The sequence below is a fragment of the Segatella baroniae DSM 16972 = JCM 13447 genome, from assembly GCF_000426585.1.
Classification (GTDB): Bacteria; Bacteroidota; Bacteroidia; order Bacteroidales; family Bacteroidaceae; genus Prevotella; species Prevotella baroniae.
This window is the reverse complement of record NZ_AUFQ01000003.1, coordinates 191,130-217,827: the sequence shown is the minus strand read 5'-3', so window position 1 is coordinate 217,827 and position 26,698 is coordinate 191,130. Positions and strand designations below refer to the sequence as shown.

General features: G+C 44.5%; 16 protein-coding genes. 12 read left to right on the top strand and 4 right to left on the bottom strand.

Annotation, left to right across the window (positions count from 1 at the left end):
• Positions 1 to 124: 124 nt before the first annotated feature.
• The 12 genes from K334_RS0103960 (at position 125) to K334_RS0103900 (ending at position 19,679) form a co-directional block, all read left to right on the top strand.
• Complete coding sequence (locus K334_RS0103960) at positions 125 to 3,679, top strand: TonB-dependent receptor (protein ID WP_025880456.1); 3,555 nt, start codon at positions 125 to 127, stop codon at positions 3,677 to 3,679.
• A gap of 11 nt (positions 3,680 to 3,690) precedes the next feature.
• Complete coding sequence (locus K334_RS0103955) at positions 3,691 to 5,454, top strand: RagB/SusD family nutrient uptake outer membrane protein (RefSeq protein WP_025880457.1); 1,764 nt, start codon at positions 3,691 to 3,693, stop codon at positions 5,452 to 5,454.
• Positions 5,455 to 5,485: 31 nt separating this feature from the next.
• On the top strand, positions 5,486 to 6,451 hold the full coding sequence (locus K334_RS0103950; protein ID WP_025880458.1) for a phosphodiester glycosidase family protein: 966 nt from the start codon (positions 5,486 to 5,488) through the stop codon (positions 6,449 to 6,451).
• Positions 6,452 to 6,454: 3 nt separating this feature from the next.
• The gene (locus tag K334_RS0103945; RefSeq protein WP_248623499.1) at positions 6,455 to 8,377 is read left to right on the top strand and encodes a choice-of-anchor Q domain-containing protein; all 1,923 of its coding nucleotides are present in this window, start codon (positions 6,455 to 6,457) and stop codon (positions 8,375 to 8,377) included.
• 75 nt (positions 8,378 to 8,452) lie between these two features.
• Complete coding sequence (locus tag K334_RS0103940; protein WP_025880460.1) at positions 8,453 to 9,406, top strand: DUF6528 family protein; 954 nt, start codon at positions 8,453 to 8,455, stop codon at positions 9,404 to 9,406.
• A gap of 46 nt (positions 9,407 to 9,452) precedes the next feature.
• Positions 9,453 to 12,038 carry a glycoside hydrolase family 3 C-terminal domain-containing protein gene (locus K334_RS0103935; protein WP_027444551.1) on the top strand — a complete coding sequence of 862 codons (2,586 nt, stop codon included), beginning with the start codon at positions 9,453 to 9,455 and terminating at the stop codon, positions 12,036 to 12,038.
• Positions 12,039 to 12,239: 201 nt separating this feature from the next.
• Complete coding sequence (locus K334_RS0103930) at positions 12,240 to 14,636, top strand: outer membrane protein assembly factor BamB family protein (RefSeq protein ID WP_036889954.1); 2,397 nt, start codon at positions 12,240 to 12,242, stop codon at positions 14,634 to 14,636.
• 413 nt (positions 14,637 to 15,049) lie between these two features.
• Complete coding sequence (locus tag K334_RS0103920) at positions 15,050 to 16,234, top strand: iron-containing alcohol dehydrogenase (protein ID WP_036889934.1); 1,185 nt, start codon at positions 15,050 to 15,052, stop codon at positions 16,232 to 16,234.
• 117 nt (positions 16,235 to 16,351) lie between these two features.
• Positions 16,352 to 17,194 (top strand): aldo/keto reductase, encoded by an 843-nt coding sequence (locus K334_RS0103915; protein WP_025880461.1) that lies wholly within the window; start codon positions 16,352 to 16,354, stop codon positions 17,192 to 17,194.
• 23 nt (positions 17,195 to 17,217) lie between these two features.
• On the top strand, positions 17,218 to 18,126 hold the full coding sequence (locus tag K334_RS0103910; RefSeq protein ID WP_027444548.1) for a DMT family transporter: 909 nt from the start codon (positions 17,218 to 17,220) through the stop codon (positions 18,124 to 18,126).
• 8 nt (positions 18,127 to 18,134) lie between these two features.
• Entirely contained in the window at positions 18,135 to 18,704 is a 570-nt protein-coding gene (locus tag K334_RS0103905) for a flavodoxin family protein (protein WP_211225438.1), read from the top strand.
• Positions 18,705 to 18,794: 90 nt separating this feature from the next.
• A complete protein-coding gene (locus K334_RS0103900) occupies positions 18,795 to 19,679 on the top strand; it encodes an alpha/beta hydrolase (RefSeq protein WP_202899923.1) in 885 nt (294 codons plus the stop codon).
• A 344-nt stretch (positions 19,680 to 20,023) separates the two neighbouring features.
• On the opposite strand, the gene K334_RS0103895 is transcribed toward K334_RS0103900, so the two are convergent.
• From K334_RS0103895 to lon, 4 genes are all read right to left on the bottom strand, one after another.
• Entirely contained in the window at positions 20,024 to 21,700 is a 1,677-nt protein-coding gene (locus K334_RS0103895) for a DEAD/DEAH box helicase (protein WP_025880467.1), read from the bottom strand.
• Between the two features lie 97 nt (positions 21,701 to 21,797).
• Positions 21,798 to 23,072, bottom strand: a complete 1,275-nt coding sequence (locus K334_RS0103890; protein WP_021588511.1) for an LptF/LptG family permease — start codon at positions 23,070 to 23,072, stop codon at positions 21,798 to 21,800.
• A gap of 10 nt (positions 23,073 to 23,082) precedes the next feature.
• Positions 23,083 to 24,210, bottom strand: a complete 1,128-nt coding sequence (tgt, locus tag K334_RS0103885) for a tRNA guanosine(34) transglycosylase Tgt (RefSeq protein WP_021588487.1) — start codon at positions 24,208 to 24,210, stop codon at positions 23,083 to 23,085.
• Positions 24,207 to 26,678: an endopeptidase La gene (gene lon / locus K334_RS0103880; RefSeq protein ID WP_025880468.1), complete on the bottom strand. Its 2,472-nt coding sequence runs from the start codon at positions 26,676 to 26,678 to the stop codon at positions 24,207 to 24,209. The genes tgt and lon overlap by 4 nt, the downstream gene beginning before the upstream one ends.
• Between the last annotated feature and the right edge of the window lie 20 nt (positions 26,679 to 26,698).

Here is a 26,698-nt window from a genome sequence, read left to right as displayed (position 1 = left end):
AAAAAAAATGAAAAAGAAACATCCTTCTTAAAATATAGTCAATACCAGAGAAATATCATACGGCCTCTCTCAAGTTAATTGAATATAACTCATTATAGTAATCACTAATCTTTAATACCAAAATATGAAAAAATATTCTCAAACGAGGAGTAAACCTGAAAAAACAACTTTCTATGTTGGGCGGATTTTATTGTTATGCCTTCTTTTAATGCCCTATTTGCCAAAAGTTTGGGCAAATGACACTCTATTATTGCTTCAGTCTACACGTGTATCAATAAATTTGATAAACAAGCCTTTGTCTACTTTATTTAAAACATTGGAAAAAGAAAGCGAATATGTATTCTTTTTTAAAGACGATGTTTTGAGAAATCATGAAAAAATAACTATCAAGACAAATAACGAGTCAGTAATGTCTATTTTAGAGAAAATACTCCCTTCAAGGAATTTGGGATATACCATTAAAGGTAGGCAAGTGATTATCGTTAATTTGGCGAATGAAGAGAACGCTGCGAAGGAAGTTGCAAATGTTCAAGCTGATTATAAAGTCAGCGGCAAGGTAGTAGATGTGAATGGAGAACCTTTGTTGGGTGTTAATATTTCTTTACAAGGAACTAATACTCGTACTATTACCGATTTGGATGGTGTGTTTTCTTTGGAGGCAAAGGCAGGGCAGCGCGTTTTACTCGTGGCTTCGTATATTGGTTTTGGTACGAAGAAAATATGGGTCACAGATAAAACTGGGTTTTTGAAAATTAAATTAGAGGAAAGTGCAGCTTCTTTGAAAGAAGTAGTTGTGGTAGGTTATGGCACCCAGAAGAAGTTGAACTTGACAGGTGCTGTGACTACTGCGTCGGGAGATATATTGGAAAACCGTCCAATTGGCAATATTGCACAGGGGTTGCAGGGGATAGTTCCGAATTTGAATATTACATTTAATAGTGGTCAGCCTAATCAAGCTGCTAAAATCAACATTCGTGGTAATACGTCACTGAATGGTGGCAATGCTTTGATTTTGGTAGATGGAATGGAAATTTCTGATTTGTCTTTAATTAATCCGCAAGATGTAGAAAGTGTGTCTGTTTTGAAAGACGCGTCGGCAGCTGCTGTATATGGTGCTCGCGCTGCTTTCGGTGTGATGTTAGTCACGACTAAAAAAGGCCAACGCAATCAAAAGACTCGTCTGACTTACAGCAACAATATGTCTTGGAGTTCTCCTGCTCGTTTGCCAAAAATGCCCCGTTCGGACGTATGGGCACGTATGTGGAACAAGGCATATGGGTATGATACTCCAGGGGGGTATTATTTCAATGAAAAGTTTATGGCAGCATTAGATGCTCATATTGCTGATCCAGAAAACAATCCAGCCATTTTAGTGGATACCGAAGGTATACAGAACTCTAATTATAGCCCGAGTAATCCGGGATGGGCGTATGTGGGTAATACGAACTGGCTGGGTGAATTCTATCGCAAAGCAGCTTTCATGCAGCAGCATAACGTGAGCCTTTCTGGTGGTACAGAACGTAACAATTATTATGCTTCAATTGGTTGTAAAGACCAATCTGGTATTTTCCGTTATGGCAATGATACCTATAAGCGTTTTAACTTGTCATTCAATTTTGATACAAAGTTGACTAATTGGTTAGATATGAGTTTCTCTACTCGTATGAGTAATATCAAGAATGATGAACCTTATATGGACAATGGTGGTTCGTCTGCTTATACTTGGTATTATGAGGTGTATCGTATGTTCCCTACTTTATCTATTTATTTGCCGAATGGTGATTTTGCCGGCTTGTACCTGAATAGTGGCAACTTTAATATTATTGGCAAGATGGCATTGGCTGGACGTAATAGGAAGAATACGTGGGACCAGTGGTATACAGGTCGCTTTGATTTACATCCAATTAAAGGCCTTTCAATCAAGGGAGATTATTCTTGGAATCGTTATTCAACTATTCAGAAATTTCATCGTAAAGAAATGACGCAGACTTTTCCAGAAGGAGGACCGGTATATACAATAGAAACTCCGAACTATGTAAAGAATTACAATTCAAACAATATTTATCAAGCCATCAATGTATGGGCTGAATATAAGAAAGTATTTAATGAACGCCATAATATGACTGTGATGGTCGGTTATAATCAAGAAGAAAAGCGTTATTCTTCTACGGCATATACCATGACCGACTTGTACAACAATGACCTTCCCATATCGAGTTTGGCTATTAATTATAAAGATAATGATGAAGGGAATGACATATGGAGGGTTCAAGGAGCATTTTTTCGATTGAATTATGACTACCAGAGTAAATATTTGTTGGAATTGAATGGCCGCTATGATGGTTCTTCAAAATATGCCAAGCATGACCGTTGGGCTTTCTTCCCGTCTGCTTCTGTGGGGTGGCGTATTTCTGAAGAAAAATTCTTTAGCCCCTTGAGTAAGTTTGTAGATAACCTAAAGGTCAGAGCATCTATTGGCGTCCTTGGTAATCAGATTACAGACGGTTATCATCCTTATATGTCTATACTTTCTGGTAAGGTGCTGAATAACTACATGATGGGTGGTAAGGTAATTAATGCTCTGAATGTTCCTACTTTGCCGAGTTTGGTGACTTGGGAAAAAGTGGAAAGTAAGAATATCGGCTTGGATTGGTCACTATTTAATAATCGTTTGGCTGGAACTTTCGACTTCTATGTTCGTGACACAAAAAATATGGTGCGTTCTGTAACTTTACCGGCTGTGCTGGGCACTAGTGGTGGCAAGGAAAACGTAGCCGATATGAGAACAGTAGGGTGGGAAGTAGAACTTACGTGGAAAGATCGTATAAAGAATGTGTTAGGTAGTTCGATGGATTATTCGTTCACGGTAGGTTTATCTGATTATCAGGCCGAAATTACAAAATTCGACAATCCAAATGGTTCATTGAGCATGTATTATAAAGGTTATAAATTTGGAGAAATCTGGGGATTTGTGACCGATGGTTTTATTCAAGATGAGTTTGAAGCCGACCGTATGAATTATGTGCAGAAATTCATTTCAAGTAAATGGTACCCTGGCGATATCCGCTATAAGGATTTGAATGGTGATGGGGTAATTAATAATGGAACCGTGACGTTGGATAATCCGGGTGATAAGAAAATCATTGGAAACTCTACTCCGCGCTATCGTTTTAACTTTCTGGGAAGTGTTAGATGGCATGGGGTTGATGTCCGAGCAATTTTTGAAGGAGTAGGAAAGCGAGATATGTGGACAAGCAGTGATATCTTTTGGGGATTTTCTCGTGGCATTTACAATTCTTGTGTTACTCAATATCATATTGACAACACATGGACGTATGAAAATCCGAAAGCATATTATCCTCGTTTGACAGGGAGTGCCAATAAACGCAGCAAACAAGTGCAAAGCAAATATTTGCAAAATGCGGCGTATATTCGATTAAAAGATATTACAGTAACCTACAACATTCCCAAAAAGTGGTTGTCTAAATTGAATTTGGAGCAGGCTCGTGTGTATGTTAGTGGTTTGAATCTTTGGGAAAAAACAGGCTTGCCACCTTTCATGACTCCTGATATTGTTGATCAAATGACAGGTGAAGATGTTGGCTTGATGACAGAAAATTCAGGTAAACAATATGCTTTTATGAGGAGTTTTTCTTTTGGTATTAATCTTACATTTTAAAATAGTCCATTATGAAATACCATATAATCTCACTTGTGTGTTTATTGTCATTTTTGGTTTCTGGATGTAATTATTTGGATACAGAACCAGGTGATGTGATTTTCAGTGACCATTTTTGGGAAACTTCCAATGCTACTGCTCTGGAGCAATATTGTAATCTATATTATCCAAAGTTGATTAAAGGGCATGGTGATCCTTTGAGTTGGAATCTTGGCCCAATGATCACTGCTGAATTCCAGTCGGACAATTTGTTGTCGGCAGGGCCGAGTGCCATTACATTTGGTCAGAATGTCGTTATGACTAAAAGTTCCGATTGGGATTGGTCCATCATCAGAGGATGTAACGCTTTTCTGGAAAATTATCAGAAATCTCCAGCTTCTGATATTGACAAAAAGAAATACGCAGGAGAAATTCTGTTTTTTAAGGCGATGGACTATTTCAACAAAGTACGTCTTTTTGGTGATGTTCCTTGGTATGACAACACTTTGAATAAGGATGATCCAGAATTGTTTAAGAGTCGTGATTCACGTGTAATAGTGATGCGGAATATCTTGAAAACAATTAATCAAGCCATTGATTTTTTGCCTAAAAAGACTAAAGTCTATCGGGTAAGTCGTGACGCAGCTTTATTGCTGAAGGCTCGAATTTGTCTGTATGAAGGCACATGGAGGCGTTATCGCGGGGTGGAAGGTGATGTGGAATATTTACAAGAAGCTTACGATGCAGCCGGTAAATTGATGGGTTATGGTTATGCACTTTATAAAGATTCTGGGGTAGAAAACAGCTATTTTGATTTGTTTATTCAAGATAATTATAATGATAATCCAGAAGCTATTTTATCTCGTGAATATGATCCGGTAATTAATATGGGACATAACATATCGAATAGTATACCGAACAGTGAAATTGGTATGAGTCGTGATTGCTTTGAAGAATATCTGTGTGCTAAAACAGGCAAACCGATTTCCATTTGTGGTTGTCATAATCCTAATATGGGATACATTGGAGAAATGAAGAACCGTGATGGACGCCTGCTTCAAACTCTTTGCTTGCCAGAAAAAGGGAGCAAATATGCTCGTTATTTGTTCCGTTCCGATGACGGTTCTATAAGAGGAGGAGCCCCCAATATCTTTTCTATTCTTCCAGGATCGGACAAGCGTACGTTCTATGGTGCTACCAGTACAGGTTATGCAATGTGTAAATTCTATAGATCTTCTGAACATTTGATAGGAAATCACAAGGGTGGTATTGATTGTTTGGTGATGCGTTATGCAGAAGTATTGCTGATTCGTGCCGAAGCTGGTGCGGAATTAGGGAAAGACCCAGAGTTGGATAAGACTATTAATGCACTTCGTGCTCGTGTAGGTTTAAATGTTAAGTTGAATCAAAATCCTATAGAAGACCCTGATTTGGTGGCCAAATATCCGAATGTACAAGGTCCCAATAAGAATTTAATTCGAGAAATCCGTCGTGAACGTCGTATAGAACTTTTTGCGGAAGGGTATCGATGGGATGATGTTTGTCGTTGGAATGTAGGTGAAGTGGTGTATAATCGTGAACGCCGTGGCGCAAAGATGGACTCGAAACTATATACAGAAAAAGAAATAGCTATCATCCGCGAACAAGTTGGTTTTGACAAAGATGGATTCATTACTCCGTATACGAAGCGTTCGCCTTATACGATGAATTTTAAGGAGAAGAATTATTTGTATAACATTCCGTTAAATGAAATTTCATTGAATCCGAATCTGCTTCCACAGAATCCTGGTTGGTAATGATAACTTATAACGAATTTAATAAAGATATATGAAAAACTTAGTTTTAGATATAGCGAAATTCTTTCGCTCTATCGTATTGTTGTCAGCCGTAGTTCTTTCGTGCGGTTGCTCCAATAATGATGAAGGCGTTCCTTTTAAGGGGGCAACACTTCCTATTACTCAAGGGATTGCTGAAAATGTACCACTCATTCAGTCTGTTGATAAAGAGCAGGTGTACGAATTGCACGCAGGAGTACATATTACTGATGTGACTTTTACCTATTGTACCAAACCTACCCGTATGATTATTGCAGAAGTAGATTTGAATAAAAATGTGACATTAGTTACTTCTACTCCGGATAATAAGAACAGCTATGGGACAAAGCTTCAAACCATAGCCGAACAGGCAATGAAGGCAGAAGAAGCAGGAAGAAAGGTAATCCTGGCCACTAATGGCGATTATTATGGTAAAGCTAAAGATGGTAGTTGGTACACGAATGGATTATGTTATAAGGATGGGGTTGCCATCAAAACGTTGAAAGACGCAGAAGCAAATTATGTATTCTATATCTTGGATGATGGTACCGCCCATATTTCTTTGATTCCTGAATTTCAATTGCAGGAAAGTAGGGTGACAAATGCGGTTGGTGGCTGGCAGTGTTTAGTGGAAGATGGAAAACCTGTTGGCAACTTTACTGTGAATGATAATTCCATGCAATTTTATCCTCGTACATTTGTGGGCGTTTCTAAAGATTATAAGAAAGTATTTTTGTTTGTGATTGACGGTCGTCAGAGTGATTATTCCAATGGCATGCGTCTGGAAGATATGATGCTTCTTTGCAAGGGAGCAGGTTGCTATCAGGCCTTGAATTTAGATGGAGGAGGTTCTACAACGATGGTACGTAGGGTAGAGCAGGCAGGTCTACCATTGTCCTTCGAATTGATGAACAAACCATCAGACAATCCGGCCAGAGCAGTGTTGAATGGTATACAGGTAGTAGAGAAAAACAATTAACAGATGAATAGTATGAAAAAGCGATATATAAAACTTCATCATTTATGGAGTGCACTATTAGGGCTACTCATATTGGTAAGTTTAGTTGCATGTTGCGACTCAGACCTTGTACGTAGGGTAGACCCCGATTTGAATATAGAAGAGGAGCTGGTGGTGGCCCCTTCAAGTTCTCGTCAAGTAGTGAAACTTCGTTCCACTTATCCTTGGTTTGCCGAAGCTTCTGAAGCTTGGATTAAGTTATACCGTTATCGGGGGCAGGCATTGAAGCCAGACTCTATAGTGATGGAACTGGAGGAAAATCCGGAAATGAAACAGAGAGAAGGATGGATTGAAGTCCGTCTGATGGATCAGATGAGTAAGCACGTTTCTGTAAAGCAGAATGGCCGTGGATCGTTGATTACCTTGTCAAAGGAATTACTTTGTTTCAATGTAAATGGAGGTGAAGCCATGCTAGATGTGGTGACCGATTTGGATTGGCTGGTCGACCAAGGACAAACGAATGGTATTACGTTTGAAAAGGTTGACAAAGAACATTTGAAGGTTAAAGTATCTAAGAATACAACAGGACAAGAGGTGAAACAAGTTGTGACGTTGACCGATGCGGAAAGAAGTACGGAAACCAAGCTGACCATCGTTCAGAGTAATGTAGAAAGGATGTTGTCTATTCCGCTGACGAAAGAAGAAAAAGATAAAATCTTGATGAAAGGAGCTCATTCGTTGGTTTTACCGATATCCGTAAATGTTCCATTTGAATGTGTAGCATCTGATAATTGGGTTACTGTAGCACAGTATCCGGAATTTACAGGTGATATTGTGCAGGATATCAATATTTCTTTGTCTGTGAAACCGAATGACGGCGTTGAAGAACGTACGGCTTCTGTCGTGGTGAGAAACAAAGGAAATAAAGTGGTTGTGTCCGATACATTGTGGATTACTCAACGTGCTTTTAGTCGCACTGTATATGTAAAGAAAGGGTCTAATGGTGATGGTACAAGTTGGGAAAGGGCTTTTGGCCGAATTGAAGATGCTTTGGCTGTCTGCGGCGACTATAGTGATATGGAATTGTGGGTGGCAGCTGGTGAGTATCAGTTGAAAGACTATACAACATTCCGCAAGATTAATATATATGGTGGATTCAAGGGTACAGAAACGAAGTTGGTTGACCGTGATTTGAATAACAAGTCTATATTGATTGCTGCTCCGAAGAATCCGTGGCCTTCTATTTATGGTTATAAGATTGAAGGTACAACTCGTTATATCGATGGATTTGTATTTACAGGATCAAATGTAAAGAAAGGAGAAGGTACGATGACTATTTACGACAACTGGGTGATTCGTAATTGTATTATTCGTAATAATACGGCTTATCGAGATGCAGGTGGCTATTTTGCAAATGCTACACTAATCAATGTGCTGATTTGTAACAATACGACTCAGACAACATCTTCTACTGTTAATGCATCGGGTACGAATTTATATAATGTTACCATTGTGAATAATGAAAGTGGAGGCGGTTGTGCCGGCCTGCGTTTAGGGGGAAAGAATGTCGTCGTAGTTAATACGGTGATTTGGGGTAATAAACATACACGCGGAGCAAATCATCAAGGTTACCTTGATAGTGATAAGAATGCTAAGTTCATTCATTGTGCCGTGCAAGATGGTTATGTATTTAATAAAGGTTTTACACCTTTATCTACTGATGGCTGTATAACGTTGAATGCTGATAATGGCGCAGTGAATGGTCCTCGTTTTGTGAATCCGACAAAGAGTGATTATCTGTTGCAAGGAACATCTCCTTTGATTAATGCAGGCTCAAATAAGGAAATCGGCAAGCTGGGTTTGACTTGTGATATATTAGGTTCACTTCGCATTTGGGATAATATAGTCGATGTAGGAGCCTTTGAATATCATCCACTTGATAAATAATATGTAGACAAAGAAGGCAACGGTTGCGACTAAGGAGCGGTTGCCTTCTATATTCATTTTAAATATTTTATAAGTATGAAAAATATTATCTTTATATTTCTTAGTGTTATATTGTTTTTATGTTGTAGTTCAGAAAATGATCCTGTATTACCCAATAAAACTGTGAAGATACCTATGCGTTCCATCGTATTAGCTGAGCAGGCAACAAAATCAGTAGTTATTATTGATGCAGATACATATCAGAAAGTGTGGTCATGGAATGCTGTTCAAGCAGGAGTTCCAGCTGAACATCAAATTTGGTTTACAAATCCAAGTGAAGTAAAGCCCGTATATAATAGTCAATATATTTTGATGACGGCTTCCGGAGGAGCGGTGGCGCTGATTCGTATTGCAGATAGTAAGTTGATGTATTATGCCCAGGTAGGAAGTAATCCTCACTCGGCAGAGTTGTTGCCTGATGGGAATATTGTAGCTGTTTCTTCGACAGACAGTAAGTTGCGTACGTTTGTGACTGATACCATTAAAGGTTTTGGTAAATTCCATGCGTCTTATGAATTACCAAGTGCCCACAATGTAGTGTGGGATAGAAAGAGGAGCGTATTGTATACAACTCAAGATCGTGCATTGTATTCTTATAAATATAATAATGACAGCAAGGCTCCGATGTTGTTGGATAAAACTCTGATTACGGAATTGCCGAAAACAGAATCTTGTGGACATGACTTGTTCCCTGTTCAAAATAAAGAGAATAGCTTGTGGCTGACTACTAACGAAACAGTTTGGCAATATGACATAGAAACGAAAACGTTGGAGAGAATTTTTCCGTTTTATGCAGTGAAGAGTGTTTCTGATAGTAAAGAGGGGATGTTGATGTTGTATCCAACTACAGAATGGTGGTCAGACGGTTTGATTAATGAGAAAGGCAAGAAAATCTTTACTATTAGAGGCGCGAAGATTTATAAAGGACGTTGGATGCAAGACAATACGTTCAGTTATCCCAAGAGTCATTTGTTTAAATTAGGAAATTAAAGCCCAAACGATGTAGCAGGTTTTGCTTATTCTGTAAGATAGAAACATGAAAAAACAGAAATGTTTATTGTTAGCTGGTGCTTTTGGGGGGATGTTGGCTGGGTATGCCCAGCAGGCATTGCCGTATCAAAATCCATTGCTTCCTGCTGAGGCGCGGGCTGAGGACTTGCTTTTCCGCATGACCTTAGAGGAGAAGGTCGCACAGATTCGTCATCTACATTCATGGGATGTATTTGATGGTCAACAGTTGAATAAAGATAAGTTAGAAAAAAAATGCTCGGGCATTAGTTATGGTTTTTTTGAAGGTTTTCCGTTGACAGCTGCTAATTGTCAAAAGACGTTTAGGGAAATACAGACGTATTTAGTAGAGAATACTCGTTTGGGTATTCCTGCTTTGCCTGTAGCGGAATCATTGCATGGCGTGGTACACGAGGGAGCTACAATCTATCCGCAAAATATAGCTTTGGGAAGTACGTTTAACCCGTTTCTTGCTTACCAGAAGACAAAGCATATTTCAGGAGAACTGAATACGATGGGAGTGAAACAAGTTCTGGCTCCTTGTATTGATGTAGTACGTGAATTGCGTTGGGGACGGGTGGAGGAATCTTTTGGAGAAGATCCTTTTCTTTGTTCTCAGATGGCAGTTGCCGAGGTGAAAGGCTATTTAGACCATGGTATCTCTCCCATGTTGAAGCATTATGGTCCGCATGGCAATCCGCAAGGAGGATTGAATTTAGCATCGGTAGAATGTGGAATTCGTGATTTGTTTGATATCTATTTGAAGCCGTTTGAAGCCGTTTGTGCTCAAACGGGTGTTTTAGCGGTGATGTCGAGTTATAATTCCTGGAATCGCACGCCCAATTCCGCTTCCCATTTTATGTTGACCGAAATCTTACGTAATAAGTTCGGATTTCGAGGTTATGTCTATTCTGACTGGGGAGCGATTGATATGTTGAAAACATTTCATCATACAGCAAGTTCTAACTTCGATGCTGCCCGTCAGGCATTAGAGGCAGGTGTGGATGTGGAAGCGTCCAGTAGCTGCTATCTTTCTTTAATAGAGCAAATTCGCAAAGGCGCATTTGATGTAAAGATTGTAGACCGAGCTGTGAAACGAGTCTTAATTGCTAAGTTTGAGTTGGGGTTGTTTGAAGATCCCTATTTGGATAAAACAACTTATCGGTTGGCATTGCGTGCACCCGAAAGTGTAGCGTTAAGTCGGCGAATTGCTGAAGAATCTATTGTGTTGCTGAAGAACCAGAATCAACTACTTCCTTTGAATCCATTGGAACTAAAATCAGTAGCGGTGATAGGCCCTAATGCCGATTATGTGCAGTTTGGTGATTATACTTGGAGTAAAAACAAGGAAGATGGAGTTACTCCGTTACAAGGTATTCGTCAGCTATTAAAAGGGAAAGTGAAAGTGCATTATGCAAAAGGCTGTTCGTTGGCTTCTATGGACACGACAGGGATTGCCGAAGCCGTTGAGGCTGTTAAGAAGAGTGATGTCGCATTGGTATTTGTGGGTAGTTCGAGTACGGCTTTTGTGCGGCATAGCGCAGAACCATCCACAAGTGGAGAAGGTATTGATCTGAACGATATATCGCTGACAGGCGCACAGGAAACACTCATCAAACGGGTATATGCTACGGGTAAACCGGTGGTTGTGGTGTTGGTGGCAGGAAAGCCTTTCGCCATGCCTTGGGTGAAAGAGCATATTCCTGCGATAGTGGCTCAATGGTATGGCGGAGAACAAGAGGGCCATGCTATTGCAGATGTGTTGTTCGGACGTGTCAATCCTTCTGGCAAATTATCTTTCTCTTTCCCTAAGAGTACAGGCCATCTGCCAGCGTATTATAACCATTTACCTACCGACAAGGGATTTTATAAGGAACCGGGAACATACGAGAAACCAGGTAGAGATTATGTGTTTTCAGATCCAACCGCTCTTTGGGCTTTCGGACATGGATTGAGTTATACTTCTTTTGCTTATTCGCATGCCGTGACTGATAAAAAGCAGTATCAGCCTTTTGATACCATCAACGTGACTGTGGCGGTGAAGAATACAGGGCCGGTTAAGGGTAAAGAGGTTGTGCAGGTTTACGTGCGCGATGTAGTAAGCTCGGTTGTTACACCTGTGAAGCAGTTGAAAGGATTTTCTAAAATAGATGTTTGTCCGGGGGAAACAATAGAAACTGTGATAAAAGTGCCTGTTACAGAGTTATATCTTACCGATAATTTCGGTCAGCGGATGTTAGAACCTGGTGTTTTTGAAATACAAGTAGGTACTGCTTCTGATCATATATATCACACATTGCCAGTTACTGTTGGTGTTATGGACATGCAGTTTAGAGATTCCGAAGTACAAACGTCTAAAAAGCAAGCCATTATTTCAAGCAGGCAACTCATGATAGAAGGGTGTGTGCGTGATGTGCAAGCAACTCCTGTGGCAGGATATCTGGTGAAATGTCTGAAGACAGGTGCTGCGACAAAAACCGATTCTAAAGGACTTTATAAGATAAAGGTTGCAGATAATGATACTCTTTTGTTTTCGAAAAAAGGGTATACAGAAAAGAAAGTTGCTGTCCGCCAACAGACCTCCATCAATATTCAATTAACAAAAGGCTTTTGATATAGATGCCGCAAAGTGTAACGACAACTTATTTTTTATCGAAAGGATGAAAGTTGTATAAAATTTACTTAGCTGATACAAGATAATAATATGATTTTCTTTGAATACAGAAATATGTATATATACGAAAAGGAAACTGCTTGGAGTGTAAGTTATACGAATGGAAGTAAACAAACATTCTTTCAAGTTGTGTGTTTGTTGATGCTTTTGCTAACTATTCCATTCCCTCTTTATGCTCAGTATACGGGTAGAGTGTTTGAAGATCGAAATTGGAATGGCGTATATGACAAAGGAGATAAGTTGCTTCCGAAAGTGGCGGTGTCTGATGGTTTGCATGTAGTGCAGACAGATGCAAAAGGAACTTATCTCTTGCCGGGGCATGAGCGTATGCGCTTTCTGTTTATTACAACGCCTTCGGGCTACAAGACTTTTAATGCGTTTTATCAACAAGTAAGGAAAGGAACGTCTTCGTATGATTTTGCGTTGTATCCTTGTTCTGTGGGAATAAAGTCAGATGGCAGTCATCAATTCATCCATCTGTCTGATACGGAGATATCTACGGAGGAAGGACATGACATGTGGTCACGTCAACTGTGTGAATATGCCGACAATGAGAAAATAGCCTTTGTCGTTCATACAGGAGATATTTGTTACGAAGGAGGTTTGAAAAGTCATATTCGGATTCTGAATACTCGTTTGATGGATAATACTCAGGTGTTTTATGGCATTGGCAATCATGATTTGGTAAAGGGAGCTTATGGAGAAGAACTTTATGAAAAAATCTATGGCCCCGTGTTTTACTCTTTTGATATGGGAACTGTCCATTATGTGATGACACCGATGCTTCAAGGAGACCATCGTCCTAGTTATCGGAAAGAAGATGTATATCGCTGGTTGAAGAATGATTTGGCCTTGGTGGAAAAAGGCAGACCAATCGTATTCTTCAATCATAGCATACCCGAAGATACTATCACGTTTCGCTATGGAATCAGTCCGACTGAATATATAGATTTGCCCGCAAGAGGAGTGAAGAACTGGTTCTATGGACATTGGCATATTCATCATCAGGTTCAGCATCCTGCTACGAAAATGAATCTCATTTGTACCGCTACACCTGCAGGCGGAGGCATTGATCATGCCACTTCTGCTTTTCGGGTATTAGCTGTTGACGCTAAGGGGAAGACGACTTCCGAGATGCGTTACAGCTATCTGCCTGCTTATGTGCAGATCGCTTCTTTGAATGGATTGCAGCGTCCGAAGTTATCTTCGGGAAAAATTCCATTGTCTGTGAATGCCTATTCGTCTGTATCTCCGGTACAATCAGTGCAATATCGCTGCACGTGTGAAGGTCGCCCCATAACTTCTCTTCGTTTTATGCAGCCGCAGAGCGACTTTACGTGGTATGCGGAGCTGGAGTTAGCTTCGCAATGGAACAACCGCAAGGTGACCATAGAGGTGCAGGCTACTTTTAAGAATGGCGAGGTAAAGAGGACAAAGCGTTCGTTTTTTAATGGACTTTTAGAACAACCGGCTCCCATGCGTTTGTCATGGGTGCGGAATGTTGGTGCTTCGGTTTATATGACGGCACCTGTCGTTCAGGAAAACAAAGTCTATTTAGCAACCATTGATGAGAATGGAACAGGCAAATCGGCCTTAGTATGCTTGGATGCCAATACTGGAGCAATCTGCTGGAAGTATCCCATTCGCGGTTCTGTGCGAAGTAGTATTGCGGTTTCTAAAGGTTATGTGTTGGCACAAGATGTCTATGGTTCGTTGTATGCTGTTGATGCATTGACGGGACAATTGAATTGGGAGAAAAACTTGGGCATTGGCTTGTTGCCGGGATTGAATGATGGCTTGTTGGCAGTGGGCGATGTTGTGTATGCCGGCACAGGATTATCTTTGTGCGCGTTACAAATATCTGACGGGAAACTATTGTGGAGAAATAAGGAATGGTCGCGAGGAGAAGGTTGTGTGGCCACGTTGTCGCTTCACCAACATATTTTGATTGGTCATGCCAACTGGAAAGGATTGTATGCTAATGACGCCCGTACAGGTAAAATGCTGTGGGAGAAGAAAGATAAGGAACTTCGTTATCGTTCAGGATCGGTTACTTGGAGTGGCGAACAGTTTTATTTGCTTTCCGGTAAGTCGTTGTTTCTTATTGATGGCCATACTGGTCACATCATTGTTCATAAATCATTAGGGTATGGAGTGGATGTCAATACGGCTCCATTGATAACCGATGACGAGATTATTTTCGGTACAGCTCAACGAGGAGTAGTAGCTTTGAATAAAGAAACGTTGGAGGAGAAATGGCGTTTTCAAACATCTCCTGCTTTAATCTACACGTCACCTTATACGCGTCCTCCTTCTGCTACGGTCGAAACGCGTCCTGTTTTGCAGGGAGAAGTTGTATTTATCGGTGCTTCAGATGGCTATCTCTATGGACTACATCGAAAAACGGGAAAACCGGTATGGAAGTTTCAGACGGGTGTTCCTATTTTCTCAACGGTAGCCGTTGCTAATGGTTGGCTTTATATGGCCGATTTTGGTGGTAATGTTTATGGATTTGAGACGAGAAACCTTTTTCAGTAGGATTATATGCGGAAAATGTCTATCGGACAGCAATAACTTCATTTATTTGGCTGCAAGCCTCTACGATATTTGCTTGGAGACATTCCCCGTTGCCTGGTGCGATAGCGACTGGAGTAGGATGGCGATGTGAAATTCATTGCATCGGCAATCATTGAATACCAGGCTTCCTTCGCCTTCTATACATATCATATGAACGCACGCATGTCGATTTTCATAACTGTTAATGCTATGAAAGTCATCGGAAAAGACCAAATCCAATTCATCTCTGTAATCATGGGGTAAATCTATGATTGTTTTTGACCCTTACAAGACTTTTGCGTAGAAATATGAAAATTCTGGCGAAATATGTGAAATAGTCTCATGAAAAAGTTGCTGTATCTTTGCACCAGAATTAAAACTCAATAATAGCAATTATGATACAGACGAATTTAAATTATGATTTCAACATCCCTACTCGCGTTATGTTCGGAGCAGGAAAACTCAATGAACTTCATAATCAGCAACTTCCAGGCAAGAAGGCTTTGTTGGTCATTTCCAATGGTAAATCCACCCGTGTCAATGGGTATCTTGACCGCACGGTAAAAGAATTGGAGAAAGCAGGAGTTGCTTCTGTCGTTTTTGACAAGGTTCAAGCCAATCCTCTCAAGGGCACGGCAGAGGAGGGTGCAATGTTTGCACGTGAAAACAACTGTGATTTTGCCGTAGCTCTTGGTGGCGGTTCGGTCATCGACTGCACGAAAGCCATTTGTCTCAACGCCACCAACCCCGGCGACCTGTGGAATTATGTCTTCAGCGGTACGGGAAAGAGGATGGTGGCAAAGAATAATCCTCTGCCTTTCATTGCCATCACCACAACAGCGGGCACAGGTTCGGAGGTTGATTGTGCCGGTGTCATCAGCAATCCCGAAACCAATGAAAAGGTTGGTGTTGGCGACCCCCGACTTTTTGCAACAATAGCCATCGTCGATCCGGAGCTGATGACGAGCGTTCCTCCCATGTTTACGGCATATCAAGGGTTCGACGCACTGTTCCATTCAACCGAAGGGTATGTCTGCAACAAGAGCAACATCTTTGGAGATATGGTGGAAGAAACCGTTATTCGTAGTATAGGCGAATACCTACCCATTGCATTCAAGGATGGCGGAAACATGGAGGCTCGCAGCCGTATGGCATTTGCCAATACGCTTTCCGGCTATAGCATGATGACATCTACTTGTACTGCTGAACATAGCATCGAGCATGCCATGAGTGCCTATCACCAGAATCTGCCCCATGGTGCCGGACTCATCATGATCAGCATAGCCTATTATACCACGATCATCAACCAGCATGTGTGTGACGAACGATTTGTCAACATGGCCAAACTTTTAGGAAAAGCGGATGCAACCAAGCCCGAAGACTTCATCGTGGCACTTGCCAATCTACAGAAGGCTTGCCATGTAGATGAACTGAAGATGAGCGACTACGGTATTGTGCCGGAGGAATTTGAAAAGATGGCCACCAATGCTGTTGAGACCATGGGTAGACTAATTGCAGCAGACCGCAAGCCACTCTCTCATGCGGGAATTGTTGATATTCTCAAACAATCCTATAAGTAGTCTTTAATGATAAAATGAAATTGAGAAAACAGCACAAGAAAATGTGAAATAGTTCTCTGAAAATATCATCGTAACTTTGCATCATCAATAAAATAACAAATAAAAATAAGGAATAATATGAATTACGTAACATTAAACAATGGAGTAAAAATGCCGCAAGTCGGCTATGGTGTATATCAGGTGGCACCTTCGGAGGCTGAGCGCTGCGTGCTGGACGCCATCAGCGTGGGCTACAGAATGATTGACACAGCCCAAGCATATCGGAATGAGGAAGGTGTGGGCAATGCCATCATCAAGAGTGGGGTGCCTCGTGCAGAACTCTTCATCGTAACAAAAGTCTGGATATCCAATGCCGGTGAGGAAAAAGCATACGCTTCCATTTTGGAAAGTCTTGAGAAGTTGCAGACCAACTATATCGACCTGCTCCTCATCCATCAGCCATTTGGTGATTATTACGGCACCTACCGTGCTATGGAACGTGCTTACCGTGAAGGCAAGGTGCGTGCCATCGGCGTGAGCAACTTCTATCCGGACCGCTTCATCGACCTTCAAGCAAACGTAGAAGTGAAGCCGGCTGTCAATCAGGTGGAGACGCACGTGTTCAATCAGCAGATTGTCGCACAGGAATATATGGAGAAGTACGGCTGCCAGATCATGTCATGGGGACCGTTTGCAGAAGGAAGGAACGATTTCTTCAAGAATGAGACATTGGCAGAAATAGGCAGTGGGCATGGAAAAGGCGTGGCCCAGGTGGCACTCCGCTATCTCTTGCAACGAGGTGTCGTGCTGATACCCAAGTCGACCCATAAAGAACGTATGGAGCAAAACCTGGATATCTTCGACTTCTCGCTCAACGAAGAAGACATGAAGGCTATCGAAAAGCTGGATACTGGAAAGAGTCTCTTCTTCTCGCATTATGATCCCCAGACTGTGGAGTTCCTTACTTCATTGGGCAAATAAATGCGGTATCAATCAAATGGAGAATGGCTATGACAAGGGAAAAGATAAATGGCAATGCCGCCATATTGCTTGCAAATGTCATCTTCGGCGTGAACGTTCCTATAACGGCAGACTTGTTGGCTCGCTGGATGACACCGATGGGCTACATGTCTTCAAGAACGTTCATCGCAGCTGTTCTCTTTTGGGCGATAGGCATGTTCCTTCCTTCTGAAAGGGTTGAAAAGAAAGATCTTTTGCTCATTGCATGTGGCGGAATAACAGGATTTATCCTCTCGCAGTATCTTACGGCAGAGAGTCTTCTGTTTACCAGTCCCGTCTATTTCTCATTGATATTGGCTCTTTGCCCGGTGGTTACGATGTTGTTGTCGGCACTCATACTGAAAGAACCCATTACAAGCAAGAAGACCATTGGTGTTGCTGTTGGTGTGTTGGGGGCATTGGTTATCATCATGAATGGCAAGTCGGCTCATGGTGTCAATGATGCACAGGGCATTGCCTTTGCCATTCTCAGTATCACGGCATGGGCTTTCTACCTGATCATCATGCGAAAGATATCACAGAAGTATGGTCCTGTCACCCAGATGAAATGGCTGTTTCTTTTCACCTCCATCATTCTGTTGCCCTTTGGTGTCAGTGAGCTTGACAAGCAAACACTGTTCACATCAACATTCAATTGGATAGGATTGGCAGAAGTGGTGTTTGTAGTGTTTATTGCAACAGTGTGCAGCTACTTTCTAATGCCCTATGGCATGAAATATCTGCGTCCGACAACTGTCAGTGTATATATGAATCTTCAGCCGGTCGTGGCGTCGGTCATTGCCATCATCGTGGGACAGGACAACTTCTCCATTGACAAGCCCATTGCAGCAGCACTCGTCTTGGTGGGTGCTTATATTGTCACCACGAGTAAATCAAAGGAAGAAATTAGATAGAAGAAACAATGAATAGACCTAAAGAGATGAAGAAAAACTTAATTGTAACATTCTTATTACTTGTTGTCATTGCGTTTTCTGCTTTGGCGACAAGCCATAAAGGAAAGGAAAATAATATGGAAACGAATAAGATTCTATTTATCAATGGCAGTCCGAATGTAAATGGAAATACGGCGGCACTTGCCAAAGAACTTTTGAGAGGTAAGGATTTCGAAACACTGAACCTGACAGATTATCGTATCAATGTGTACGGTCAGACTTTGGATGGCGAACAGTTTGACGAAGTGATGTCAAAGCTGAAGGAAGCACAGATTGTCGTTATTGGTTCTCAGGTATATTGGCACAATATGGCAGGTTCAGTCCGTACTTTGCTCGACCGCTTTTATGGCCCGGTACAGCAGGGAGAACTGAAAGGGCGAAAGCTCTTCTTCATCTATCAGGGAGCTGCTCCCGAAGAATGGATGCTCAAGGACGGCGAATACACCATGAAGCGGTTTGCAAGTCTCTATGGCTTTTCTTACGAGGGCATGGCAACCAACAGGAAAGAAGCGCGGGCATTGTCCGGAAAGGTGAGATAAAGGAATATGAGAAACCTTATGCTGTTTGCAATAGTTCTTCCATGGTGTTCTTGCGGACAGAATAATGTAGGATTAAAAAGCCAAGGTGACATGGAGCAGACCTATTTTACGCTGAACAGCACGGTGGAAGAAGTAAAGAACCATTCAGCCTTCAGAGGTTTTGGCAGACTCATCTTCCCGACCGATTATGGATACATGAGTGGTAACACCCTAAAAAGCCTCGGCTTCACGTGGTACAACAATATAAATCCGAACAAGACGGTGGAGATTGTGAACTATATGAAATCGCAGGCTGACAAAGGGAATGTAATTTTCTACGACATCTATTCCGATGCGGAGAAGCAGGCCGACAAGCGCAAGCGGAATACCGGACTGTTCTTTTTCAGAGGAAAGCCTGGTGCACGCTTTGCCGTTTGCAATGCCGGTGGTGGCTTTGCCTATGTTGGTGCCATGCACGACAGTTTCCCTCACGCCCTTGAACTGTCGAAACGAGGCTACAATGCTTTTGCCTTGATATACCGGCCGGGCGCACAGACTGCATGCGAAGATCTTTCGCGTGCCATCAGCTTCATCTTTAAGCATGCCGGGGAATTAAGGGTTGACACCACATGCTATTCTCTTTGGGGCGGCTCGGCAGGAGCGCGCATGGCTGCGTGGGTGGGAAGTTACGGTACGGCAGCATTCGGAGGCGATTTGCTCCCTAACGCGGGAACGGTCATTATGCAATACACAGGCATGAGCGAATATTCCAAAAATGATGCGCCAACTTACGCCTGTGTAGGTGACAATGATTGGATAGCTGATTGGCGAACGATGAAACGTAGATTGGAAAGCATGTCGGCTTTGGGCATTCCCACCGAATTTCATGTTTATAAAGGTCTTTCACACGGCTTCGGCCTTGGTACGGGAACGGTTGCGGAAGGTTGGATTGATGAAGCCATTCATTTTGGGGAGAAACAGCAAGCTGTATATTAAGGCTTGTTGGAAGAGGCGAATACGATCCCATTGTTGAAAGTGGTATGTCGGGGACCGTTTCTCAAAGGGGCACTGGCTTATCTGTTTTGGGGACAGGTTGGAAACCGAACGCTTACCCTTAAATCGGTTCATTAAAATATGGTCATGGTGTATTGCGCAGTTGCATGCGCAATACACCATGACCAACATGAAATAGCCTGTGCTCAAACAAGTCTTGCAGATTAATTTGAGCACAAGCATTTTCTGCATACATCCTAAGGCTATGCACAGGATTGAATGTTGTCAAACCTTCACGCAATGCCTTGTTGAATATCGCCTTTAGGGTTTCCTCAAACAGCAATATTTTACTTCTTTAGGCCGAATATGCGCTTGAAGAACTTCTTGATACCGTTCTCTTGCTGCGCCACATGTCGGGAATTATTTGTGGGCTTCGGCGAAGCGTTAGGTGTACGCATGTTGCCTTTCGGCCTCCTTCCTGTTCCCGCATTGTCATTTGGTTTGCGTTGCGCGTTATATTTCTTGCCGTCCCTGTTGTATTTGGGATTCCTTCTGTTTGCGTTGTCGGTGGCATTCCTCTCCCTTCTTGCCGTCCCTGTCGCATTGGCGGTTGCAGTTTCCGGCCTTTCCTCCTTGGGACTGCGCTGGCGGGAACGACTCTGGCGACGCTTGTTGCCGGGAGTGTCTCCGTTCGGACCTACTGCCGCCGGCTGCTCCGAAGTCGCCTCTTGGTCTTTGCTCTTTTGTCCTTCTTCCCCTCTGCGCTTGTCATTGCCTGCATTCTGCTTCGGCTTGCGCTTGTGGGCGGTTTGTTCCCGGTCTTTTCTGCGACGCTGTTTGGCGCTTCCCGACTTCTTGGGTCTACCCGAAACGACATACTCCGGGCCTTCGCCCAATCCTTCCGGCAATTCCAACTTGTCAACCTCCTTGTCCAAAAACTTCTCAATCTGCTTGAAGTAGAACATGTCATCGTCGCTGACGAAAGTTATCGCCACTCCGTCCCTGTCGGCTCTGGCCGTTCGGCCAATCCTGTGTACGTAATCCTCTGCGTCATGCGGAACATCATAGTTGATGACCATGGCTATGTCGTCAATATCAATGCCTCGTGCCACGATGTCCGTCGCAACAAGCACATCCAATTGACCGCTCTTGAACTTGAACATGATGTCGTCTCGTTGCGCCTGCTCCAAGTCGGAGTGCATTTCTCCGCATTTGATGTTGCGCTTCTGCAAGGCGCCGTTCACCTGCTTCACTTTGAGCTTGCTTCCACAGAAGATGATGACACGCTTCAAGTCACCGCTTTTGAATATGTCTTTGATGATTCCAATCTTTTGGGTCTCATAGCACACGTATGCCTTCTGCTTGATTTTCTCGGCAGGTTTGCTGACGGCCAGCTTTATCTCCACCGGGTTCTTCAACAGCGTCTTGGCCAACTCCTCAATCTTGGGAGGCATGGTGGCGGAGAACATGATGGTCTGGCATGTCTTGGGCAGCTTTGATGCTATCTTCATGATATCCTCTGAAAAGCCCATGTCGAGCATTCTGTCCGCCTCGTCCAACACAAAGAACGAGACTTTGCTCATGTCTACATTGCCGAGACTCATGTGGGAGATGAATCTGCCGGGGGTCGCGATGACTACGTCGGCACCCAGTTGCAGACTTTTCAATTCCTGATCGTACCTGTTGCCGTCGTTGCCCCCATAGACAGCCACGCTGCTCACGCCATTCAGATAGTAGCCAAAACCTTGCATGGCCTGGTCTATTTGCTGCGCCAACTCGCGCGTAGGGCTCATGATGACACAATTGATGGAGGATTTCGGATAGCCTCCATCGTCCAGCTTGCTCAATATGGGCAGCAGATAAGCCGCGGTCTTGCCCGTTCCCGTCTGGGCCACGCCCAAAACGTCGTTCCCTTTCAAGATTTCAGGGATGCACTTCTCTTGCACCGGCGTGCAAGCGTCGAAACGCATATCATAAAGTGCGTCGAGCACGTTGTCGTTTAATTTCAATTCGTCAAAATACATATTTTCTTTATTACTTTAATTCAGGCCGGAAGTTGATTCCTGTGCCTTGGTTTGAGTTGAATATCTACTTTCTTGTAGATTGCTGATTAACACTTTCTTAATTGGGTGCCTGTCGATAACAGAAATATGCAACCACCGCAAAAATGATGTTCGGCACCCAGGCTGCCAATAATGGCGGTGCGCCCGCATTGATTGCGAATGTCGCAGAAACCGTTTGAAGCATGATATAGATGAAGCTCAGGGCCAAGCCTATGCCCAAGTAAAGGCCCATGCCGCCTTTGCGTTTCTTGGCCGAGAGTGAAAGGCCGATGATGGTCAAGATGAACGAAGCGAAGCTCGAAGCGATGCGTTTGTGGTATTCCACTTGGTATTGGACCACATGCCCCGACCCTCGGTCAATCTGTTTCGATATATAGGCACGCAGTTCCGGACTCGTGAAAGTTTCCTGCTGTCCTTTCGAGTAGACGAGGTCGGTAGGTTCCATGAGGATGAGGGTGTCTTTCGTCGCCCCTGAAGTGATGTGCTCTCTAAGTCCCCTGAGCTCGCGTATCTTCCAGTTGCTGGCCGTCCAATGATATTTTGAGTCGGCGATGGTGTCATATTGAATCTCCATGGCCGTCATGTGGCTCACCAGCTTCTTGTTTTCAAACTTATCGAGCGAAAAGCCATAGCCTTTCTTCATATTGTTGTCGTAGTGCTGGATGTAGGCGATGGTTCCCTTCGCCACTTGCAGCTGTACGTTGTCGGCGGCCGTATTCTTCCTTTTGTTCTTATACATGGATTCGAAATTCTGCTTGATGACGGTTCCATGGGGGATGACGAACGCGCTGAGATAGAAGGAAAGGGCTGAAATGAGGACGCACGAAATCATATAGGGCCTCATGAGCCTCTTGAACGACACGCCGGCCGCCAGCATGGATATGATTTCCGAATTGCCGGCCAACTTCGACGTGAAGAATATGACGGCAATGAACACGAACAGCGGACTGAACAGATTGGCAAAGTAGGGGACGAAGTTGAGGTAATAGTCCACGACGATAGCCTTGAGGGGCGCATGGTACTGCGTGAATTTCGCCAGGTTCTCATTCACGTCAAAGACGATGGATATGCTGATGATCAGAAGAATGGAATAGACGTAGGTGCCAATGAACTTCTTGATGATGTATCCATCCAGCCGTTTAACATAGTGGAACGGATTGACATATTTCATCCATCCCATCCTTGTTCCCAGCCACTTGAGGAAACTCCGCAACCAACCTGTGTGCCGGTGGATGAAGCCGAAGAGGCGATGAAGCCATGCAGGGTGCTGCGAAAGATGGCGCATTACCCTGTAAAACCGGCGATGTCTTCTGATTTGGCGCAATGGTTTCATGTGGAGTTGTTTAGATTCTTTGTCCGAGCTGGTCGATGATGGAAGCCTTCCATTGTACGAAGTCTCCGGCCTCGATGTGTTGCCGTGCGTCCGTCACAAGCCGTAGATAGAAAGCCAGGTTGTGGATGCTGGCAATCTGCAGGGCCAGATACTCCTGCGCCTTGAACAAATGGTGCAGATAGGCCTTCGTATGGACCAGGTCGATGTCGCAGCCGTCCGGGTCGATCGGTGAGAAGTCCTCCTCCCATTTCTTGTTGCGCATGTTCATCGTGCCGTTGTAGGTGAAGAGCATGGCGTTGCGGCCGTTGCGTGTCGGCATGACGCAATCGAACATGTCAACGCCCCGCTCGATGGCTTCCAGAATGTTCTGAGGAGTTCCTACACCCATGAGATAGCGCGGCTTGTCCTTGGGCAAAATCCCGTTAACCACCTCTATCATGTCGTACATCACCTCCGTCGGTTCACCTACGGCAAGTCCGCCGATGGCATTGCCGTCGGCTCCCTTGTCCGCAACAAATTTCGCAGCCTCCTGCCGCAAGTCTTTGTACGTGCACCCCTGAACGATGGGGAACAAACTCTGATGGTATCCATAGAGCGGTTCCGTTTCAGCGCAACGCTTGATGCAGCGGTCCAGCCATCTCTGCGTCAGTTTGAGGCTGTTCTTGGCATAGCCGTAATCGCTTTGTCCCGGGGGGCATTCGTCGAAGGCCATCATGATGTCGGCGCCGATGACGCGCTCGGTGTCCATGACGTTCTCCGGCGTGAAGAAATGCTTCGATCCGTCGATATGCGACCTGAACTCGCATCCCTCTTCCTTCAGTTTCCTTATGCCGGAAAGCGAAAACACCTGAAAGCCGCCGCTGTCCGTCAGGATGGGGCGGTCCCAGCTGTTGAACCGATGCAGTCCGCCGGCCTTCCGCAGCACTTCAAGGCCGGGGCGCAGATACAAGTGGTAGGTGTTGCCAAGTATGATTTGAGCTTCAACCTGTTGGCGCAATTCGCTGAAATGCACGCCTTTGACCGTCCCACAGGTGCCCACGGGCATGAAAACAGGCGTCTTTATCTGACCATGGTCGGTTGTGATGAGCCCTGTTCTCGCGTCGCTTGCGTTGTCCGTATGCTGTAGCTCAAACTTCATTTCGTATGCTCTGTTTCTTGGTCAGACTTCTCTATGATGAAATCGATAGGAGATTTCACTTTCTCGTCCGTAAGGGCGAAGTCCCATACTTCCTGAACGTTTTCCACATAATGGAATTCCACTCCCTTGCGATATGCCTCCGGAATCTCGTCGACATCCTTTCTGTTTTCCTTGCACATCACGATGTCGGTGATTCCGGCCCTCTTGGCGGCCAGTATCTTCTCCTTGATACCGCCGACGGGAAGAACCTTGCCGCGCAAGGTGATCTCGCCTGTCATGGCAGTGTTCTTCCTGACCTTGCGCTGCGTCAAGGCGGAGGCGATGCTCGTCGCGATGGTGATACCCGCCGACGGCCCGTCTTTGGGCGTGGCTCCTTCCGGCACATGGATATGGAGGTTCCAATTGTCGAAGATGCGATGGTCGATTTCCAAGGAGTCGACATGCGCCTTCACGTATTCCAGGGCAATGACGGCGCTCTCCTTCATGACATCTCCCAGGTTGCCCGTCAGCGTGAGTTTGCCATTCTTGCCTTTGCTCAAGCTGGTCTCTATGAAGAGAATCTCTCCACCGACGCTTGTCCATGCCAGTCCCGTGACGACACCCGCATAGTCGTTGCCCTGATAGATGTCCCTGTAGAACGGAGGATTGCCCAAGAGCGTCTCTATCTCCGTCGGTGTGATGGTGGATGTCTTCAGTTCGCCATCCATCTGCTTCATGAAAGCCAGCTTGCGGAGCGCCTTGTTGATTTGCTTTTCGAGCTGTCGGACGCCACTCTCGCGGGTGTACTGCTCGATGATTTTTTCCAAGGCAGCCTTTGTGAACTTGATCTTTTCCGTCTCCTTGTCAAGTCCGGTGTTCTTTATCTCCTTCGGAACCAGGTGGCGTTTGGCTATTTCCAGTTTCTCCTCTGTGATATAGCCGCTGACCTCGATGATTTCCATGCGGTCGAGAAGCGGGCGGGGGATGTTGCCCAGGTCATTGGCCGTGGCGATGAACAGCACTTTGGAGAGGTCGTAGTCCACGTCCAGGAAGTTATCGTGGAAGGCGTTGTTCTGCTCCGGGTCCAGCACTTCCAAGAGTGCCGACGACGGATCGCCGTTGATGGTGTTCTGGCTCACCTTGTCTATCTCGTCAAGAATGAAGACGGGATTGCTCGTTCCGGCCTTCAGCAGACTCTTGATGATGCGGCCCGGCATGGCGCCGATATATGTCCGGCGGTGTCCTCTGATTTCCGACTCGTCGTGCAGGCCGCCCAGCGAGATGCGCACATACTTGCGCTTCAGGGCGCCGGCAATGCTTTTGCCAAGACTCGTCTTTCCTACGCCCGGAGGGCCATAGAGACAGATGATGGGCGACTTGAGGTCGCCGCGGAGGCTCAACACCGCAATGTATTCGAGGATGCGTTCCTTCACCTTTTCCATGCCATAGTGGTCGTGGTCGAGGATGTGCTTGGCCCGCTTGAGGCTTAGATCGTCCTTGGAATATTCACCCCACGGCAGGCTAACTAGGTTTTGAAGATAGTTGACCTGCGTGCTGTAGTCCGGACTTTGCGGATTGAACAAGTCCAGCTTGTCGAGTTCCTTGCGGAACACCTGTTCGATTTCAGCCGGCCACTTCTTGCCTTGCGCCTTTTCTTCCAGCTCCATCTTCTCCGAGGTTCCGTTGCCGTTGCCCAGCTCCTCCTTTATGTTCTTGATTTGTTGTTGGAGGAAATACTCGCGCTGCTGCTCGTCCAGGTCTTCCCGCGTCTTGGAACGGATGTCCTTCTTGATTTCCACATACTGCTGTTCGCGATGGAGAGCCTTCAACGTCTCATAGATGCGCTCAAGTATCGAGTTCTGCCTGAGCATGTTGAACTTGTCCTTGACGGAAAACGGCAGGTTGCAGCAGATGTAGTTCACCTTGATGAGGTTCTGCGATATGCTGTCCAGCGAGAATTGCAGCTCGTTGGGGATTTCGTCGTTGTCGGAGATGTACCGGCTTGTGGAAGCCAGCAGGTCTTTGTATGCCGTCTTGCAAATCTTGTTGTCCATCGTCACGTCTTCCTCCGGTGCCGGATAGACCGTGCCCGACAGGAACGGCTGCTCCTGCACCAATCCATGGAGTTCGCACCGCCCCAGTCCCTGTACGATGGCCGTCACCTGACGGTTGGGGCCGGGCATGTCGATCACTTTGATCAATCGGGCAAAGACACCGATCGGATAAAGGTCGTCGAGGCTCGGACTGCTGACATCTTCATCCTTTTGGGAGAATATGGCGAAATTGGTGGGATGGTGTGACATGTGCTCCAAAAGGTTGAGGCTGGCTTCTCGCCCTATCAGGATGGGGGTCATCACTCCTGGAAACAAAACGATGTTTCTTGTTGCGAGAATGGGAAGCACTCCTCCTTTTTCTTCATTGAACAAGCTTGTGATGTCGCCCTCGAAATCGGCGATCATCTGTATGGTAGCATTACTTTTGTTACTCATTTTCTATTTAAAATACACAT

Excerpts from the sequence above, each read along its gene's own strand:
- tgt (WP_021588487.1), bottom strand. The coding sequence starts at position 24,210 with ATGAAGTTTGAGCTACAGCATACGGACAACGCAAGCGACGCGAGAACA.
- K334_RS0103890 (WP_021588511.1), bottom strand. The coding sequence starts at position 23,072 with ATGAAACCATTGCGCCAAATCAGAAGACATCGCCGGTTTTACAGGGTA.
- K334_RS0103950 (WP_025880458.1), top strand. The coding sequence starts at position 5,486 with ATGAAAAACTTAGTTTTAGATATAGCGAAATTCTTTCGCTCTATCGTA.
- K334_RS0103920 (WP_036889934.1), top strand. The coding sequence starts at position 15,050 with ATGATACAGACGAATTTAAATTATGATTTCAACATCCCTACTCGCGTT.
- K334_RS0103905 (WP_211225438.1), top strand. The coding sequence starts at position 18,135 with ATGAATAGACCTAAAGAGATGAAGAAAAACTTAATTGTAACATTCTTA.
- K334_RS0103940 (WP_025880460.1), top strand. The coding sequence starts at position 8,453 with ATGAAAAATATTATCTTTATATTTCTTAGTGTTATATTGTTTTTATGT.
- K334_RS0103915 (WP_025880461.1), top strand. The coding sequence starts at position 16,352 with ATGAATTACGTAACATTAAACAATGGAGTAAAAATGCCGCAAGTCGGC.
- K334_RS0103935 (WP_027444551.1), top strand. The coding sequence starts at position 9,453 with ATGAAAAAACAGAAATGTTTATTGTTAGCTGGTGCTTTTGGGGGGATG.
- K334_RS0103960 (WP_025880456.1), top strand. The coding sequence starts at position 125 with ATGAAAAAATATTCTCAAACGAGGAGTAAACCTGAAAAAACAACTTTC.
- K334_RS0103945 (WP_248623499.1), top strand. The coding sequence starts at position 6,455 with ATGAATAGTATGAAAAAGCGATATATAAAACTTCATCATTTATGGAGT.
- K334_RS0103900 (WP_202899923.1), top strand. The coding sequence starts at position 18,795 with ATGGAGCAGACCTATTTTACGCTGAACAGCACGGTGGAAGAAGTAAAG.
- K334_RS0103910 (WP_027444548.1), top strand. The coding sequence starts at position 17,218 with ATGGCTATGACAAGGGAAAAGATAAATGGCAATGCCGCCATATTGCTT.
- K334_RS0103930 (WP_036889954.1), top strand. The coding sequence starts at position 12,240 with ATGCTTTTGCTAACTATTCCATTCCCTCTTTATGCTCAGTATACGGGT.
- lon (WP_025880468.1), bottom strand. The coding sequence starts at position 26,678 with ATGAGTAACAAAAGTAATGCTACCATACAGATGATCGCCGATTTCGAG.
- K334_RS0103955 (WP_025880457.1), top strand. The coding sequence starts at position 3,691 with ATGAAATACCATATAATCTCACTTGTGTGTTTATTGTCATTTTTGGTT.
- K334_RS0103895 (WP_025880467.1), bottom strand. The coding sequence starts at position 21,700 with ATGTATTTTGACGAATTGAAATTAAACGACAACGTGCTCGACGCACTT.